Genomic DNA, 15,960 nt, shown 5'->3' on the forward strand with positions numbered 1-15,960 from the left:
GTACGCGAGTCCGCCGTGCGGACGCGTGGCGGACCTCTCACCCGCACGACCGAACCCGTGTGGCGTACACCACCCCGGCCGTCCTCGACCACGCCCCGGCGGCCGGTGTTCCCGGGCCGTCCGATAATCGAGCCCGTGACCGACCCTGCGACGCGCGCGCCGGCGCCTCCCGCCCCCCTCCTGCGCCGGGCGGCCCCGGCCCTCCTCGGGTACGCGGCCGTCCGCGCGCTGTGCCTGGCCGTGCTGGCCGTCTGGAGCGCCGCCCGCGGCAAGAGCGCCTACACGCTGCTGACCGAGCGGTGGGACTCGCTCTGGTACGCGCGGGTCGCCGGCTCCGGGTACGGCTACGAGGTGCGGCTGCCGAACGGCGACGTCCACTCCGACCTGGCCTTCTTCCCGCTGCTGCCGTGGCTGGAGCGGCTGGGGCACACGGTGGCGCCGCTGTCGTACGCGGACGCCGGCTTCGCCGTCGGCTTGCTCGCCTCGCTCGCGGCGGCCTGGGGGATCTTCGCGGTCGCGGAGCGGGTGTACGGGCCCCGGGTGGGCGTCTGCGCGGTGCTGCTGTGGGCGGTGCTGCCGGTCGGGATCGTGCAGTCCATGGCGTACAGCGAGTCCCTGTTCACGGCGCTGGCCGCGTGGTCGCTGTACGCGGTGCTGACCGGGCGGTGGCCGGTCGCGGGGCTGCTGGCGGCACTGGCGGGGCTGACCCGGCCGGTGGGGCTCGCGGTGGCGGCGGCGGTGTGGGCGGCGGGCGTGCTCTCCCTCGTACAAGACCGGCGCGCGGGGCGGTCGCCGGACCTCCCCGCCTGGCATCGCCTCCTCGGTCTGCTGCTCGCCCCCCTGGGCGCCGCCGGCTACGTGCTCTGGGTCGGGCGGCGCACCGGCAGGGGGCCGCTGGGCTATCTGGACGTGCAGGCCGGGTGGCGCAACGGGTTCGACGGCGGGTACGCCTTCGCCCGCTTCGTGGCCGGCAGGTTCGCGTCGTTCCCGTCGGCCCTCGCCGGCACCGGCCTGGTCGTCGGTGTGGCGCTGCTGATCTGGCTGTACGTCACCGGCGTGCGGCAGCGTCAGCCGCTCGCGCTGCTGGTGTACACGGGTGTCGTCCTCGCCCTCGCCCTGTGCGCGTCGAGCTACTTCGGCTCGAAGCCGCGACTGCTGATGCCGGCCTTCCCGGTGCTGTTCCCGCTCGCCCGCGCCCTGGCCGGGCTGCGCCTGTCCAGGTCGGTGCTGGTCACGGCGGGTGTGGCGGTGGCGTCGGCGGTCTACGGCGCGTTCTGGCTGAACGGCTCCGGCCCTCCGTGAGTCGCCCCCACGGCCGATGACGCTGCGTGAAATTCCGCACGATGCCCCGGTGAACGCATTCATAAGGGCGATATAAACAACACCCGGCATGATCAAAGGAATTGCGCCGAGCGGGCCTCACAGGATTGCGGAATCCCGGTAATTCAGACCGCTCCTGAGAGGTTTCCCACATCACATCGTCATCACAAAGCCGCTGTTTCGACCGGGATGAGAGCTCACTCGCTGTAACGTCGATTGGGTGCGTACCGAACGAAACCTCACCCGGCGTCTGGACCGGGTGTTCGCCAGACTGGACCGTGAGCCGGAACGACCGGCTCACCTCGATGTGCCCAGGATGAGCCGGCACCGGGTCGTGCTGTTCACGGCGACCCTCGCCTTCTACCTGGCGATCGTGTGGGCCGTGGTGATCACCTCCTGGCTGGTCCGGCTCGACTGGCAGGTCATGTTCTTCCGGCCGTACCAGCAGTGGCCGCAGATCCACGCCTTCCTCGACTACTACGTGGTGCTCGGCCAGCGCGGCCCCACCGCGGTGATGGTCGCGTCCTGGCTCGGCTGGCGATCCTGGCGGCAGCACACGCTGCGCCCGCTGCTGACCCTGGCCGCCTCCCTGCTGCTGCTGAACATCACGGTCGGCGCCGCCAAGTACGGCATGGGGCGGCTCGGTCCGCACTACGCGACGGCGATCGGTTCCAACGAGATGGGCCTGGGCGGGGATATATTTCCCAGCGGCCACACCGCCAACGCGGTGGTGACCTGGGGAATCCTGGCCTATCTGGCCTCCTCCTCGCGGGCCCGCCGCTGGCTGTCCGCCGTGTCGGCGGTCACCTCGCTCGGCGTCGGTCTCACCACGGTCTACCTCGGTACGCACTGGTTGAGCGACGTGCTGCTGGGCTGGGCCGCGGGGCTGCTGATCCTGCTCGCCCTGCCCTGGTGCGAGCCGCTGATCGCCAGGGCCGAGAACGCGCTGTTCGACCTGCGCGACCGCTGGCGCGCCCGCCGCGGCCGCCCGGTGCCGGCGCCCGTCGTGCCGGTCGCACCGGTGGCGCTGGGACCGCTTCCCGTGCCCACCGAGCGGCAGCCCGCCCCGGCGCGCGAGCCGGTGTCGTCGGCGCGGCCCACCCGGCCGCCCGTCCATCTCGCGGCGGGGGCCCGCACACCGCGCTCCGAGCGCACCCCCGTCACGCCGGTGGGCAGCCGCCGCCCGCCGCACGCCGACCGGCTCCCGCGCGGCGCCTCCCCGGCCCGCCCGCTCACCTGACGCTCCGCCACGGCGGCGGGGGCCGGTACGCACACCCCAGCCCCGCCCGACCGGCAAGTCCTAAGGCCCCGCTCCCGGGCTCGGGAGCGGGGCCTTCGACTTGCCGGGGCCGGTGGGCCGGGTCAGCCCTTCCAGGCGCGGGCCACCCGGCCGTCGCGCACCTCGAAGTTGAGCCGCCCCGCCCGGTACTCCATGGTGATGATCGCGCCGGGCGGCAGCGACCGTACCGTCGACCACCCGCGTTCCCGCGCGAGCCGCTCGGCGTGCGGGGCGTCGAGACCGACGTACCCCTCCGGACTGTCCTGGGGCTCCGCCGGCGGAGTGGGAATCTGTGCCATGCGGCCACGCTAGGCCAGGGCGGGCGGCGACGGAAGGCGGACCCGGCGGCACCCGCGCATCCCTTCCCGGTCACGCTTCTGTCACAGGTGCCCGACACGTGATTCCGCCGAACTCCGTCACCCGTGCGGGGGTTTCCGGGCGCCCGACGGGGGTATTCGAACAGAATTCTCGCGCGCCGAAGTACCCCTTCGAATTTCCGGCCGAAAAGCACCGCGTGGGCATCCGGACCGGTTCGGAGCGTGTGCCGGGGAGGCGTTTCCGCGCGGAATCCGCGCGTCGCCGGGCCGGGCGGCGGCTCAGGGGAAATTCACCGATTCCGCACACAACCGCCGTATGGTCCCCGTCACCGCGCTCGGCCGGCTCCGGCCTCGCGGACCGGGCCGGAGCGGCGTCGAGCCGGTCCCGGACCGTCCGGATCACCTCGGTCAGCCGGTGCGCTGCCGTGCGGCGGCCGGGGACGCGGACAGCCGCCGTCCTCGATCGCGGACAGCGGCTGTCGTGTGCGTGGGAGGCGTCGCCTCAGAGCGCGAGGCGCTGGCCCGGGACGATCAGGTTGGGGTCGGCGCCGATGACCTTCTCGTTGGCGGCGTAGATCCGCTGCCAGGTGGTGCCGTGCCGGGCGGCGATCAGGCTCAGGGTGTCGCCCTCGCGGACGGTGTAGTCGCCGCGGGAGGCGCTGCGGCCGGTGTGGGCGGCCGGGCGCTCGGGCGCCTTCGCCGGAGCGGACTTCGCCGGTGCGGACTTCGCCGTCACGTCGCTGCCGGACGCCGTGCCGGAGGACGTGCCGGAGGACGTGGACGCGGGCGCGGCCCCGGAGGCGCCGGCGCGGGCCGAGCAGACCGGCCAGGCACCCCAGCCCTGGGCGTGCTGGACCTTGGTGGCGACGGCGATCTGCGCGCCGCGCGAGGCCTGGTCGGCCGTCGGGGCGTAGGCGGTGCCGCCGTACGCACGCCAGGTGCCGGCGGAGAACTGGAGCCCGCCGTAGTAGCCGTTGCCGGTGCTGATGTGCCAGTCGCCGCCGCTCTCGCACTGGGCGATGCGGTCCCACACCCCGTTGTCCGCCGCGGCGGCGTTGCCGGTCGCGGCCAGCAGCCCCAGCGGGGCCAGCAGCGCGGCTCCGGCGAGGACGGCCGCCGTACGGCCCCTGCGGGCGCCGTCGTGGGTCGCGGTGCTGCGGTTGGTATCGGCACAGTCGGACATCTGGTTCCCTCTCCACGAACCCGGGCTCCCCCGGACGGGACGCGCCCTCCCACGCAGGACCGTGGTCGGTCGCGCCCGTCCCGTCCGCCGCGGCCGGCGCGGTGATCGCGCGATGCCTGGTGCCGGCCGGCGGACGTACCCGAGCGGTGCTCGTTGCACACGGCGGAGGAATGTAGGGAGCCCGGGGCGCCGTCAGCAACCAACTGCCCGTCGTGCCAGGCCAGTTCGCCGTTACCTCCGGTATCGGCGATTTTCGGCCAGCCTTTTCATACCTTGATTTCCTGATTTTTCGACCACTGGCCCTGTTGATCTGTGACCCACTTCACCCGTTCAAGTTCCTTGACGACGCGAGGAGTTGACGATGAGTGGCGTGTTCCGCACCGATGGTGACCCTGTGCGGTGGATGGTTCGATTCCGTTCCCCCCGGAGCGTGACCCCCACCACAGGACGTCCGTTGTCTTCTTCATGAGCCCGAAAACGCCGGGGCTCATCGGCCGGGAGCCACCCGGTCGATCCAGCACCGCATTCCGAGGGAGCCACCGTGCCGCGCATGCTCGACGTCAGTGACGCCGTACGCGCCGAGATCGGCGACGAAGAAGCCGACCGGCTGCTCGCCGGAGAGAACGCCCCGGGCAGTTACGACTGCACGTCCTGCCGCACCCCGGGCGACTCCGAGCAGGAGCGCACCAGCACCGTTCTGTTCGTCGGCGAGGAGACCGCCGTCCTCGCCTTCGCCCACGCCGGCTGTCTGCCCTCGCAGGTCGTGCAGGTCACCGAGGAGCAGCTGCAGGGCGCCGTCCGCTCCATCGGCGGTGACGCCGCGGGCGCCGGCGGGGCGCGGGGCGCCGCGGCCGAGCAGGCCGTGCTCGGCGTGACCAGCGGACTCGTGCTCGTCGAGGGCGAGTTGCACCCGGCGCTCGTGGTCGAGCCGACCGCGCCGATCGTCCGCCCCGGCTCCACCGGGGCCGGCGACGACTTCCTGCCGCTGCTCATCGAGCAGGGGTTCATGCCGGTGACCGAGCTGGTCTCCGTGCCGTCGGTGCTGCACGGCTGGTCGGTGCTGCTCGCCGTGGGGCAGCTGCACGCGGTGCTCCAGCCCGGGACCGACGGCGGGCAGCCGGTGGCCTGGTGGCAGGCGCACCAGCCGCTGCAGGTGACGGACAGCTGGCGGGCCGCCGCCAACAAGCACCAGCAGGTGCTGATGTTCGCGGCGCCGGTGGGCTCGATCGGCCGCCAGCCGCGGGAGGACCTGCTGCGCGAGGCGCTGGACAAGGCGGCGGCGAACGGCAAGCTGGTCGCGGCGGCGCTGCCGCTCGCCGGCACCTGAGCCGCCGGCCCGGCGCCGCCCCGCACCCCTGTCCGGCCCGACCGCATCCCTTTGCGGTGCCGGTCGTTTGGACATACGTGCACGCATACGACACTCCTCCTCCGCGCCGGTCCGGTCTCGCCCCCATCCCGTCCGCCCGGGCGGCGCAGGAGGCGACCGCCGGGCCATCGGCCACGCCGATCTACGACTCGCTCTACGCGGAGTGGGTCAAGGCCTTCCGTACGCTGCCGGGCGACCGCAGCGGTGAGGAGGAGATGGGGTTCAGCCCCTTCGGGATCGCCCCGCACAGCAGCGGCTCGTACCGCACCAGCTCGTACAGCGCCTACAGCGCGGGGGCGTACAGCGCCCGCCACAGCGGCGCCCAGCAGCCGCAGTGGCAGCGCATCGGCACGCTCGGGCGGCAGCACGACACCGGGATGCACCACGTTCCGGCGGCCGCCCTGCCACCGGCTCCGCGCCGCGGCCAGTAAGACACGGCGAAGGGCGCCCCCCGTACTCCGGGGGGCGCCCTTCGCGTCGTCGTGAACCGTCCTACGGCGGCCGCGGCTACTTCTTCTTCGCGCCGCGCTTCTCGCGCACCCGCACCGAGATGTGGATCGGGGTGCCGTCGAAGCCGAACTCCTCGCGCAGGCGGCGCTCGATGAAGCGCCGGTAGCCCGCCTCGATGAAGCCGGAGGCGAAGAGGACGAACCGCGGCGGCTTGGTGCCGGCCTGGGTGCCGAAGAGGATGCGCGGCTGCTTGCCGCCCCGGACCGGGTGCGGGTGGGCCGAGACCAGCTCGCCGAGGAAGGCGTTCAGCCGGCCGGTCGGGACACGCGTCTCCCAGCCCGCCAGCGCCGTCTCGATCGCCGGCACCAGCTTCTCCATGTGCCGGCCGGTGCGGGCCGAGACGTTCACCCGCGGCGCCCACGCCACCTGGCCCAGCTCGGTCTCGATCTCCCGCTCCAGGTAGTAGCGGCGCTCCTCGTCGAGGGTGTCCCACTTGTTGAAGGCGAGGACGACCGCACGGCCCGCCTCCACCGCCATGGTGACGATGCGCTGGTCCTGGACGGAGATGTTCTCGGAGGCGTCGATCAGGATGACGGCCACCTCCGCCTTCTCGACGGCCGCGGCGGTGCGCAGCGATGCGTAGTAGTCGGCGCCCTGCTGGAGGTGGACCCGTTTGCGGATGCCCGCGGTGTCGACGAACTTCCAGGTCACTCCGCCCAGCTCGATCAGCTCGTCGACCGGGTCGCGGGTGGTGCCGGCCAGCTCGTTGACGACGACGCGCTCCTCGCCGGCCACCTTGTTCAGCAGCGAGGACTTGCCGACGTTCGGGCGGCCGATGAGCGCGATGCGCCGGGGGCCGCCGACGGCGCGGCCGAAGCTCTGCTCCGGCGCCTCGGGCAGCGCCTCCAGCACGGCGTCCAGCATGTCGCCGGTACCGCGGCCGTGCAGGGCGGAGACGGGGTGCGGCTCGCCCAGGCCGAGGTTCCACAGGTAGGACGCGTCGGCCTCGCCGCTCGGGCCGTCGACCTTGTTGGCGCACAGCACGACGGGCTTGCCGGCCTTGCGCAGCAGGCGTACGACCGCTTCGTCGGTGTCGGTGGCGCCGACCTTGGCGTCCACCACGAAGACGACCGCGTCGGCCGCCTCGATCGCGTACTCGGCCTGCGCGGCGACGGAGGCGTCGATGCCGAGGACGTCCTGCTCCCAGCCACCGGTGTCGACGACCTTGAAGCGGCGGCCCGCCCACTCGGCCTCGTAGGTCACGCGGTCGCGGGTGACGCCGGGCTTGTCCTCGACGACCGCCTCACGGCGGCCGATGATCCGGTTGACGAGGGTCGACTTGCCGACGTTCGGCCGGCCGACGACGGCGAGCACGGGCAGCGGGCCGTGGCCCGCCGCCTCGATGGCGCCCTCGACGTCCTCGACGTCGAAGCCCTCTTCCGCGGCGAGCTCCATGAACTCCGCGTACTCGGCGTCGCCGAGAGCCCCGTGGTCGTACTCGTGCTCAGCCGAGTCGCCGGGCTGGATCTGGTCGTTCATGAAGTGCGTACCTCGTCGTTCCTTCGTGGTGATCGGTGGACCGGCCCGCTGTCCGCGGGACCGGTCCACTACTCAAGTGTGGCCCGGCGCCCGGTCAGGCGCCTGGCGTTTTCCAGGTGGGCGGCGAGCTCCTTGCGGATGCGCTCGGTCGCCTCGTCCAGCGCCCCCCGCGTGCGCCGCCCGCGCCCGTCGCCCGCGTCGAACGGGTCGCCGAAGACGACGTCGACGCGGGACCGCAGCGGAGGCAGCCCCTTGATCAGCCGGCCGCGCCGCTCGGTGCTTCCCAGGACGGCCACGGGCACGATCGGCGCACCGCTGCGGACGGCGAAGTAGGCGAGCCCGGCGCGCAGCGAGGCGAAGTCGCCCTCGCCCCGGGTGCCCTCCGGGAAGATGCCCAGCACGCCGCCGCTCGCCAGCACGCCGAGCGCCCGGGTGATGGCCGTGCGGTCGGCGGAGGCGCGGTCCACCTTCAGCTGGCCGATCCCGGTCAGGAAGGGGTCCAGCGGGCCGGTGAACGCCTCCTTCTTGATCAGGAAGTGCGTCGGGCGGGGCGCCACGCCCATGACCATCGGGCCGTCGATGTTGTGGGAGTGGTTCACCGCGAAGATCACCGGGCCGGTGGCGGGCACCTTCCAGGCGCCGAGCACGCGCGGGCGCCACAGGCCGTACATCAGGCCGACGCCGATGCGGCGCCCGACCTCGGCGCCCCGCTCCGACACGGCCGGCGGTCGGCTCACTTCCCGGCCCGCTTCTCCTCGACCAGGGTGACGACGCACTCGATGACCTGGGCGAGGGTGAGCTCGGTGGTGTCCACCTCGACCGCGTCGCCGGCCTTGGCCAGCGGCGAGGTCTTGCGGCTGGAGTCGGCAGCGTCCCGCTTGATCAGCGCCTCGCGGGTGGCGTGCACGTCGGCGCCCTTCAGCTCGCCGCTGCGGCGCGCGGCGCGGGCCTCCGGGGAGGCGGTGAGGAAGATCTTCAGGTCGGCGTCCGGCAGCACGGTCGTGCCGATGTCCCGGCCCTCGACCACGATGCCGTGCTCCGCGCCGGCCGCCAGGGAGCGCTGCAGCTCGGTGATCCGGGCGCGCACGTCGGGCACCGCGCTGACCGCGCTGACCTGGGAGGTGACCTCCTGGGTGCGGATCGGGCCGGCCACGTCGACGCCGTCGACCGTGATGGTCGGGGCCAGCGGGTCGGTGCCGGAGACGATCTCCGGCTTGCCCGCGACGGCCGCGATGGCGGTCGGGTCCTCCAGGTCGATGCCGTTGGTCACCATCCACCAGGTGATGGCCCGGTACTGGGCGCCGGTGTCCAGGTAGCTCAGGCCGAGCTGGGCGGCGACGGCCTTCGACGTGCTCGACTTGCCGGTGCCGGAGGGGCCGTCGATCGCGACGATCACGGGCTTGGCGGTCGGGGCGGCGCCGTATTCCACGGGGGGACACCTTCCTGGTGCGGTGCGGTGAGCGGGGTGCGGGGAGCGAGAGCGCCCCGCACAAGGTTACTGGGTGCGAGTGACCCGAACGGACGACCAGGTGGTGACCTCCGGTGCGCTACTGCCGCAGCGCCCACCCGCGCTCCCGCAGCGCGGCCGTCAGCACCGGCACCGCCCTCGGCTCCACCATCAGCTGGACGAGACCGGCCTGCTGCCCGGTGGCGTGCTCGATGCGCACGTCCTCGATGTTGACCCCGGCCTGACCGGCGTCGGCGAAGATCCGGGCCAGCTGTCCCGGCTGGTCGTCGATGAGCACCGCCACCGTCTCGTAGACCCGCGGGGCGGAGCCGTGCTTGCCGGGGACGCGGACCTGGCCCGCGTTGCCGCGCCGCAGCAGGTCCTCGACGCCGGCCGTGCCGTCGCGGCGCTTGGCCTCGTCGGAGGACTGCAGGGAGCGCAGCGCCTCGACCGTCTCCGTGAGGTCCGCGGCGACGTCGGAGAGCAGGTCGGCGACGGGCCCGGGGTTGGCGGAGAGGATGTCGATCCACATGCGGGGGTCGGAGGCGGCGATCCGGGTGACGTCCCGGATGCCCTGCCCGCACAGCCGTACGGCTGCCTCCTCGGCGTGCTCCAGGCGCGCGGCGACCATGCTGGAGACCAGGTGGGGCATGTGCGAGACGAGCGCGACGGCCCGGTCGTGCGCGTCGGCGTCCATGACCACCGGTACGGCCCGGCAGTGCGAGACCAGTTCCAGGGCGAGGTTGAGCACCTCGGTGTCGGTGTCCCGGGTCGGGGTGAGCACCCAGGGGCGGCCCTCGAAGAGGTCGCCGGTCGCGGCCAGCGGTCCGGACTTCTCCCGGCCGGACATGGGGTGGCTGCCGAGGTACGAGGTCAGGTCCAGGCCCAGCGCCTCCAGCTCGCGGCGCGGGCCGCCCTTGACGCTGGCCACGTCGACGTAGCCGCGGGCCGCGCCCCGGCGCATGGCGTCGGCGAGGACGGCGGCCACGTGGGCGGGCGGGGCGGCGACGATCGCGAGGTCCACCGGGCCCTCGGGCGCCCCGTCGGTGCCGGCGCCCAGCGCGGCGGCCGTGCGGGCCTGCTCGGGGTCGTGGTCGACGAGGTGGACGACGACGCCGCGCTGGGTCAGGGCCAGCGCGGCGGAGGTGCCGATGAGGCCGGTGCCGATGACGAGTGCGGTCCTCACTGGGCGATGTCCTTGCGCAGGGCGGCGGCGGCGCCGAGGTAGACGTGGGCGATCTCGGCGCGGGGCCGGTCCGACTCGATGTGCGCCAGCACCCGGACGACGCGGGGCATGGCGCCCTCGATGGCCAGCTCCTGGGCGCAGATGAGGGGGACGTCCACGATGCCGAGCTTGCGGGCGGCGGCGGCCGGGAAGTCGCTGTGCAGGTCGGGGGTGGCGGTGAACCAGATGCTGATCAGGTCGTCGGCGCTCAGGGCGTTCCGCTCCAGGATGGCGGTGAGCAGGGCCCCGACCTGCTCGTCCATGTGACCGGCGTCGTCCCGTTCCAGCTGGACGGCCCCCCGGACCGCTCGTACCGCCACGGCGCTGCTCCTTGCTGACGTGCGTGTCTGGTGTTGGTCCGTCCAGCGTAGTCAGCCCGCGTGGGCGCGGCGCGCGGCGACCGATCGCTGAGACGATGCGGAAGGACCCGGTATGCACCGGTCGCCGGGTTCGCCCCCTTGACCTTCTCTCGTCTGTACGGAGTGGTGACATGACCCAGCCCGCGACGCGGCGCGCGGTTCTGACGACGGGCGCCGGGGCGCTCGCCCTGGGATGCGTGGGATGCGGCAGCAGCGGAACCGGCGGCGGCTCCTCGGCGCCGGCCTCCCCGTCCGGAAAGGCCGCCTCGCCCGCGCCGTCCGGGACGGCGACGGCCTCGCCTTCCGGGAAGCAGGCCTCCCCCGCCGGGCGCGAGCTGGCCCGGACCGCCGACATCCCGGAGGGGGGCGGCAAGATCTTCCCGAGCGAGAAGGTCGTGGTCACCCAGCCGAAGAAGGGGGAGTTCAAGGCCTTCTCGGCGATCTGCACCCACGAGGGCTGCACGGTGTCCAAGGTGATGAACGGCACGATCGACTGCCCCTGCCACGGCAGCAGGTTCCACATCGCCGACGGCTCGGTGGCGCAGGGCCCGGCGGCCAGGCCGCTGCCGCCCAAGTCGATCAAGGTGGAGGAAAATTCGGTCCGCCTGGTGTGAGCGGCCGCGTACGCTCCTGGGCATGCAGCCCGAGGACCTGGTGCGCGACCACACGATCTACGCCTGTGTCATGGGTTCGCGCGCCTTCGGTCTGGCCACCGAGACCAGCGACACCGACCGGCGGGGTGTCTTCCTCGCCCCCACTCCCCTGTTCTGGCGGTTCGAGAAGCCGCCGGCGCACGTGGAGGGGCCGGGCGAGGAGCAGTTCTCCTGGGAGCTGGAGCGGTTCTGCGAGCTGGCGCTGCGCGGCAACCCGAACATCCTGGAGTGCCTGCACTCCCCGCTGGTGGAGCGCCTGCACGACACCGGGCGGGAACTGCTGTCGCTGCGCGGCGCCTTCCTGTCCCGGCAGGTCCACGACACGTTCACGCGCTACGCCCTCGGCCAGCGCCGCAAGCTGGACGCCGACGTCCGTACGACGGGCGCCCCGCGCTGGAAGCACGCGATGCACCTGCTCCGGCTGCTGACGACCGCCCGCGACCTGCTGCGCACCGGGCAGCTGCGCATCGACGTCGGAGACGAGCGCGAGGCGCTGCTGGCGGTGAAGCGGGGCGAGGTGCCCTGGGCGGAGGTGGAGGCGCGGATGGCCCGGCTGGCGACCGCGACGCAGGAGGCGCTCCGCCGCACCCCGCTCCCCGCGGAACCGGACCGCGCCCGCGTGGCCGACTTCCTGTTCCGCGTCCGCCGGGCCTCGGCCGCGGCACCGGCCGGCCTTCCGGCCCCACGCTCCGCGGAGGCGGCCCGGTGACCGCAGGGGGCCGTCCGGCCGCTCGCGTCAGGAGGGCCGGGCCCGAAGGCGGCGCACCATGCGGGCGTCCTCGAACCCCACCTCGCGGGCCGCGGACTCGACCGTGGCGCCGTGGCCGATGAGGTGTTCGGCCCGCTCCAGGCGCAGCGTCTGCTGGTAGCGCAGCGGCGTGAGGCCGCCGGTGGCCCGGGTGAACTGGCGGGTGAGCGTACGGGCGCTGACACCGGCGTGGGCGGCGAGGCGCGCGAGGGGCAGCGGCTCGGCGTAGCGGGCGTCGATCAGGTCCTGCACCCGGTGCACGGTGTCGTCGACGTGGCTGCGGTGCCGGAGCATGGCGCTGGCCTGGGGCTCGTTGCCGTTGCGGCGTGCGTAGATCACCATCTCGCGGGCCACCCGGGCGGCCAGGGCGGGGCCGTGGCGCGCGGCCAGCAGGTGCAGGGCCAGGTCGATGCCGCTGGCGATGCCCGCGGAGGTGACGACCCGGTCGTCGGCGGAGAACAGGACGTCGCGGACCACCGTCGCCCGGGGGTGGCGGGCGGCCAGCTCGTCCTGGAGCTGGTGGTGCGTGGTGCAGCGGCGGCCGTCGAGCAGCCCGGCCCGCCCCAGGGCCTCCGCTCCGGCGCAGACGCTGGCGACGGTGCCGCCCGCGGCGTGGTGCGCGCGCAGCCGCCCGGCGGTCGCGGGGCCGATGCGGGGCCCGCCCCGCAGGGTGGGCGCCCTCCATCCCGGGACCACGACCAGGTCGTCCGGGCCCAGCTCGGGCCAGTCCGTCCGCGCGGTCAGCGGCAGCCCCTGGGCGCTGCGCACCTGGGGCTGCTCGGCGACGTAGTCGAGGACGTACGGCTGCCCGAAGGCCACCGCCGTGGAGAAGACCTGGGCCGGACCGGCCAGGTCGAGCAGGTGGACCTCGGGCAGCAGGACGAAGACGACACGGGTCATGCGGACGATGCTGCCAGCTCGTCCACGGTGGCGATCCGGGCGAAGCGGCCCCGCAGGACGGCCAGGGTGCGTTCGGTGATCGCCTCGGCGCTGAGGTCGCCGATCGGGTCGGTCGTGGTCGCGTCGGCCACGAACACGACCTCGTACCCCAGGTCGCTGCCGACCCGGGCGGTGGTCTCGACGCACTGCTCGGTACGGATCCCGCAGACCCACAGCTCGCCGACGCCGGCCCCCGTCAGCCGCTGCTGCAGGTTGGTGGTGGTGAACGCGTTGTGCGAGGTCTTGTACAGCACCGGCTCGCCCGGCAGCGGCTGCTCCAGCTCCGCCAGCAGCCGCACGTGCCCCTTCTCCGGGTCGAACACGTCACCGCTGCCGGGCTCGGTGTGCAGCACCCAGACCACCAGGTCGCCGCTGTCCCGCGCGAGCCGGACCAGGCGGTTCACCGGCTCGGCGATCCCGGGGTTGGCGATCCGGTCCCACAGGGGGCGGGCGCGGAAGGACTCCTGGACATCGATCACGATCAGGGCTCGTCTCATGCCCACCAGTCTGACCAGGGCACCCCCGGGTCCGACAGGCATGATCGGGGCCGGGGCCGGAACGATCCGGTCAGTCGAGCCGGACCCGGACGACGAAGTCGTGCAGGGCGTCGTGGGCGGTGTGGGCGTCCGGCAGGGGCGAGGCGGACTGTGCGTCGTCGAGCACGGTGTGCAGGTGCTCCACGTCGGCCGCCACGCGCGCGTGCCCGACGTCGGCGGGGCCGTGCTCGCGCTCCGCCTTGGCGGCGATCAGCTCGGGCAGGTAGGACGGCGCGTCGACCTGGTCCAGCAGCGTGGGCAGGTGGGCCTGCACCTCGCCGCTGCGCATGAGGTGGATGCCGGTGAGCAGCACCCGGAACGTGTAGAGCAGCGGCTTGAGTTCGCCGGTCTTCTCGAACAGCCGCCACTGGGTCACCGCGAACCCCCGGTAGTGGTGGGCGTGGTGGCTGGTGAGGACGCCCGGCGCGAGGGCGGCCAGCTCCCGGTGCTCCTCGGTGGTGTGCGCGACCAGCGGTGAGAGCAGCTGCTCCAGCACGTAGCCGTTGCGCCGGAGCATCAGCCGGACGAACTTGCGCACGTCGTGGGTGACGAGGTCCATCTCGACGCCGAACCGCACCCACGCGCGCGAGCGCGTCTCCTCCGGCTCGCGCAGCCCGACCAGATCGGCGACGGGCAGCAGGTGGGCGCCGCGCAGGTCGAGGTCGGAGTCCTGGGAGGGGAAGCCGTACAGATGGGCTCCGGAGACGGTCGCGAACAGCAGGGGGTCGGGCTGTTCGGAGATCACCGGGGTCAGGTCCATGCCGAGGTCGTCGATCACGGGGCTAAGCGTCCCAGAGCGCTCCCAGGGTCAACAGCTCGCCCCGGTACTCGATCCGCTCGCTCCAGTCGGCCGGCCAGGCGTCCGCGCCCCGCCAGGCGCCCGCGAAAGCCCCGGCGAGGCAGGCGATCGAGTCCGAGTCGCCGGAGGTGCAGGCGGCCCGGCGCAGGGCGGTGACGGGCTCGTCGGGGAAGAGCAGGAAGCACAGCAGGCCGGTCGCGAGGGCCTCCTCGGCGATCCAGCCCTCGCCGGTGGCCAGGCACGGGTCGGTCTCCGGGGAGACGGTCCGCACGGCCTCCTGGAGCCGGGCGAGGATCTCCAGGCACTCGTCCCAGCCGCGCGCGATGAAGTGCTCGGGGCTGGGGTCCTGGGAGCGGGTCCACAGGTCGCCGAGCCAGGTGTGGTCGTAGCGGGTGCGGTTGTCGTAGGCGTAGCTGCGCAGTTGCCCGACGAGCCCGGCCGGGTCGGTGCCCCGGGCGAGCAGGTGCACGGCGTGGGCGGTCAGGTCGGAGGCGGCCAGCGCGGTGGGGTGGCCGTGGGTGAGCGCGGACTGCAACTGGGCGGCGCCCGCGCGCTGTTCGTCGCTCAGGCCGGGGACGAGCCCGAGGGGGGCGACGCGCATGTTGGCGCCGCAGCCCTTGGATCCGACCTGGCTGGCGTCCTGCCAGGCGCGCCCCTCCTCCTTGAGGAGGGCGCACGCGGTCAGGCAGGTGTTGCCGGGAGCGCGGTTGTTGTCCGGCGACTGGTACCAGTCCACGAACTCCTCGCGCAGCGGCCGCTCCAGGCGCTTCGGCGCGAGATGTCCGCGCTCCGTCGCCGTCCGCAGGGCGCGGCCGAGGGCGAGGGTCATCTGGGTGTCGTCGGAAACGCGGGCGCGCTGCGGCAGGTCCATCTCCCGCCACGGCCCGAACATCGTGAGGATCAACGGCACGGTCTTGAACTCGGTCGGGTAGCCGAGGGCGTCCCCGAGGGCGAGTCCGACGAGGGATCCGGTGGCGGCGCGCTTGCCCGCCTGGGTGGTGGTCATGCGGAGTTGTCCTCCCGGGACGGCCGGAGCAGGGGCGGGTGCAGGGTGGTGGCGGTGCCGGCGCGGTAGAGCGCGGCCGGTTTCCCCCGGCCGCCGGTCAGCCGGGCGGCACCGGGGACGGGTTCGACGAAGCCGGACGTGGCGAGCACCTTGCGGCGGAAGTTGGGCCGGTCCAGCGCGGTGCCCCACACGGCCTCGTAGACCTGCTGCAGCTCGCCGAGGGTGAACTCGGGCGGGCAGAAGGCGGTGGCGGCGCAGGTGGTCTCGAGCCGGTCGCCGACGCGGGCGTGGGCGTCGGCCAGGATCCGGTCGTGGTCGAAGGCGAGGGGGCCGGCCGCCGCGTACGGCTGCCAGCGGGCTTGGGTCGCGTCGCCGCCGCCGCGCGGTTCGAACGCAGTGAGATGGGGGTCCCCCCGGACGGAGTCTGGGGGAGGGTCGGGCAGCAGCGCGGTGAAGGCGACGGAGACGACCCGCATGCGCGGGTCGCGGTCCGGCTCGCTGTAGGTGCGCAGCTGCTCCAGGTGCAGTCCGGAGAGGTCGGCGAGGCCGGTCTCCTCGGCGAGTTCGCGCCGGGCGGCGGTCTCCGCCGACTCGTCAGGCAGCAGGAAGCCGCCGGGCAGCGCCCAGTGACCCGCGTACGGCTCCTGCCCGCGCTCGACCAGCAGCACGTGCAGGGTGCCCTCGCGCACGGTGAGGACGGCGAGGTCGACGGTGACGGCGAAAGGCTCGTGGGCGAACTTGTCGTAGCCCCGCGGAGCGGACGGCACGGGCGCCTCGGACACCGCGAACACCCC

At 73.7% G+C, this 15,960-nt stretch carries 18 protein-coding genes; 6 read left to right on the forward strand and 12 right to left on the reverse strand.

Translation table 11 applies throughout. The annotated features are described in order from the left end of the window. Positions 1-135: 135 nt before the first annotated feature. The gene (locus AQJ66_RS15940) at positions 136-1,302 is read left to right on the forward strand and encodes a glycosyltransferase family 39 protein (protein ID WP_061921570.1); all 1,167 of its coding nucleotides are present in this window, start codon (positions 136-138) and stop codon (positions 1,300-1,302) included. Positions 1,303-1,540: 238 nt separating this feature from the next. After that, positions 1,541-2,560, forward strand: coding sequence for a phosphatase PAP2 family protein (locus tag AQJ66_RS15945; protein WP_061921575.1), 1,020 nt, complete (start codon positions 1,541-1,543; stop codon positions 2,558-2,560). A 122-nt stretch (positions 2,561-2,682) separates the two neighbouring features. Here AQJ66_RS15945 and AQJ66_RS15950 read toward each other — a convergent pair whose 3' ends face one another. Both AQJ66_RS15950 and AQJ66_RS15955 read right to left on the reverse strand, forming a co-directional pair. Continuing rightward, entirely contained in the window at positions 2,683-2,898 is a 216-nt protein-coding gene (locus AQJ66_RS15950) for an I78 family peptidase inhibitor (protein WP_061921579.1), read from the reverse strand. Between the two features lie 520 nt (positions 2,899-3,418). Next, positions 3,419-4,099 carry a LysM peptidoglycan-binding domain-containing protein gene (locus AQJ66_RS15955; protein ID WP_061921582.1) on the reverse strand — a complete coding sequence of 227 codons (681 nt, stop codon included), beginning with the start codon at positions 4,097-4,099 and terminating at the stop codon, positions 3,419-3,421. A gap of 541 nt (positions 4,100-4,640) precedes the next feature. On the opposite strand from AQJ66_RS15955, the gene AQJ66_RS15960 reads away from it, so the two are divergent. After that, the gene (locus AQJ66_RS15960) at positions 4,641-5,426 is read left to right on the forward strand and encodes a hypothetical protein (RefSeq protein WP_061921585.1); all 786 of its coding nucleotides are present in this window, start codon (positions 4,641-4,643) and stop codon (positions 5,424-5,426) included. 77 nt (positions 5,427-5,503) lie between these two features. Beyond that, positions 5,504-5,896, forward strand: a complete 393-nt coding sequence (locus AQJ66_RS15965) for a hypothetical protein (protein ID WP_061921588.1) — start codon at positions 5,504-5,506, stop codon at positions 5,894-5,896. Positions 5,897-5,972: 76 nt separating this feature from the next. Here AQJ66_RS15965 and der read toward each other — a convergent pair whose 3' ends face one another. From der to aroH, 5 genes are all read right to left on the reverse strand, one after another. Further along, on the reverse strand, positions 5,973-7,454 hold the full coding sequence (gene der / locus AQJ66_RS15970; protein ID WP_061921591.1) for a ribosome biogenesis GTPase Der: 1,482 nt from the start codon (positions 7,452-7,454) through the stop codon (positions 5,973-5,975). Between the two features lie 68 nt (positions 7,455-7,522). After that, positions 7,523-8,230, reverse strand: coding sequence for a lysophospholipid acyltransferase family protein (locus AQJ66_RS15975; RefSeq protein ID WP_208611368.1), 708 nt, complete (start codon positions 8,228-8,230; stop codon positions 7,523-7,525). Beyond that, positions 8,188-8,883 (reverse strand): (d)CMP kinase, encoded by a 696-nt coding sequence (cmk, locus tag AQJ66_RS15980; RefSeq protein ID WP_061921597.1) that lies wholly within the window; start codon positions 8,881-8,883, stop codon positions 8,188-8,190. Before cmk ends, AQJ66_RS15975 begins: the two co-directional genes overlap by 43 nt. Positions 8,884-9,001: 118 nt before the next feature. Beyond that, positions 9,002-10,087, reverse strand: coding sequence for a prephenate dehydrogenase (locus AQJ66_RS15985; protein ID WP_061921600.1), 1,086 nt, complete (start codon positions 10,085-10,087; stop codon positions 9,002-9,004). Beyond that, positions 10,084-10,446, reverse strand: coding sequence for a chorismate mutase (gene aroH, locus AQJ66_RS15990; RefSeq protein ID WP_061921603.1), 363 nt, complete (start codon positions 10,444-10,446; stop codon positions 10,084-10,086). The genes AQJ66_RS15985 and aroH overlap by 4 nt, the downstream gene beginning before the upstream one ends. A gap of 170 nt (positions 10,447-10,616) precedes the next feature. Here aroH and AQJ66_RS15995 point away from each other — a divergent pair, with 170 nt between their 5' ends. After that, positions 10,617-11,099, forward strand: coding sequence for a Rieske (2Fe-2S) protein (locus tag AQJ66_RS15995; RefSeq protein WP_061921605.1), 483 nt, complete (start codon positions 10,617-10,619; stop codon positions 11,097-11,099). A gap of 22 nt (positions 11,100-11,121) precedes the next feature. Continuing rightward, on the forward strand, positions 11,122-11,847 hold the full coding sequence (locus AQJ66_RS16000; RefSeq protein ID WP_061921607.1) for a nucleotidyltransferase domain-containing protein: 726 nt from the start codon (positions 11,122-11,124) through the stop codon (positions 11,845-11,847). Between the two features lie 27 nt (positions 11,848-11,874). Here the strand turns inward: AQJ66_RS16000 and AQJ66_RS16005 are convergent, their stop codons facing one another. The 5 genes from AQJ66_RS16005 to AQJ66_RS16025 all read right to left on the reverse strand — a co-directional run bounded on the left by AQJ66_RS16005 (position 11,875) and on the right by AQJ66_RS16025 (position 15,948). Then, positions 11,875-12,786 (reverse strand): GlxA family transcriptional regulator, encoded by a 912-nt coding sequence (locus AQJ66_RS16005; RefSeq protein ID WP_061921610.1) that lies wholly within the window; start codon positions 12,784-12,786, stop codon positions 11,875-11,877. Beyond that, positions 12,783-13,322 (reverse strand): cysteine hydrolase family protein, encoded by a 540-nt coding sequence (locus AQJ66_RS16010; protein ID WP_061921613.1) that lies wholly within the window; start codon positions 13,320-13,322, stop codon positions 12,783-12,785. The genes AQJ66_RS16005 and AQJ66_RS16010 overlap by 4 nt, the downstream gene beginning before the upstream one ends. A 70-nt stretch (positions 13,323-13,392) precedes the next feature. Further along, positions 13,393-14,139: a nucleotidyltransferase domain-containing protein gene (locus AQJ66_RS16015; protein WP_061921616.1), complete on the reverse strand. Its 747-nt coding sequence runs from the start codon at positions 14,137-14,139 to the stop codon at positions 13,393-13,395. A gap of 4 nt (positions 14,140-14,143) precedes the next feature. Continuing rightward, positions 14,144-15,166 carry an ADP-ribosylglycohydrolase family protein gene (locus AQJ66_RS16020; protein WP_061921620.1) on the reverse strand — a complete coding sequence of 341 codons (1,023 nt, stop codon included), beginning with the start codon at positions 15,164-15,166 and terminating at the stop codon, positions 14,144-14,146. Next, a complete protein-coding gene (locus tag AQJ66_RS16025) occupies positions 15,163-15,948 on the reverse strand; it encodes an NUDIX hydrolase (protein ID WP_244162835.1) in 786 nt (261 codons plus the stop codon). The genes AQJ66_RS16020 and AQJ66_RS16025 overlap by 4 nt, the downstream gene beginning before the upstream one ends. Between the last annotated feature and the right edge of the window lie 12 nt (positions 15,949-15,960).

Source organism: Streptomyces bungoensis (assembly GCF_001514215.1).
Taxonomy (GTDB): domain Bacteria; phylum Actinomycetota; class Actinomycetes; order Streptomycetales; family Streptomycetaceae; genus Streptomyces; species Streptomyces bungoensis.